Source organism: Bradyrhizobium sp. CFUWI (genome assembly GCF_056429085.1).
On record NZ_JBWJZE010000220.1, the window covers coordinates 1 to 434 of the forward strand.

Here is a 434-nt window from a genome sequence, read left to right on the forward strand (position 1 = left end):
GCTGGTCCTTCTGCGCATGCAGCCACAACTGCTCCGCGCCCTTCTTGTCTTCGAAGCGGATTGCGTTGGCGTCGCCGCCTCCGTTCTTCATGCCGTCGCCCGCCGCGCCGCCCTTGCTCGATCGCGTCTTGATGCCGGACTGCGTGGCGTTGCCCGGCAGGGCCCAGGGCGGCATGTTGGCGGCGTTGTAGACGCTGCCCGTTACGATGGGGTAGTCCGGGTCGCCGTTCAAGAAATCAATGACCACTTCGTGCCCGATGCGGGGTATGGAGACTGCGCCGAACCCAGACCCGGCCCAACTGGTCGCCACGCGCACCCAGCAGCTGGAGTGCTCGTCCATGGCACCCAGCCGGTCCCAGTGGAACTGCACCTTGATGCGGCCGTACTCGTCCGTCCAGATCTCTTCGCCCGCCGGACCGACCACTACCTGTCTC

1 protein-coding gene is annotated in these 434 nt (G+C 66.1%); it reads right to left on the reverse strand.

Going from position 1 to position 434, the window contains the following annotated elements:
* Window positions 1–434 (reverse strand): type VI secretion system tip protein TssI/VgrG (tssI, locus tag AC066S_RS39520; RefSeq protein WP_478272016.1); only part of this gene is annotated, 434 nt, incomplete at both ends.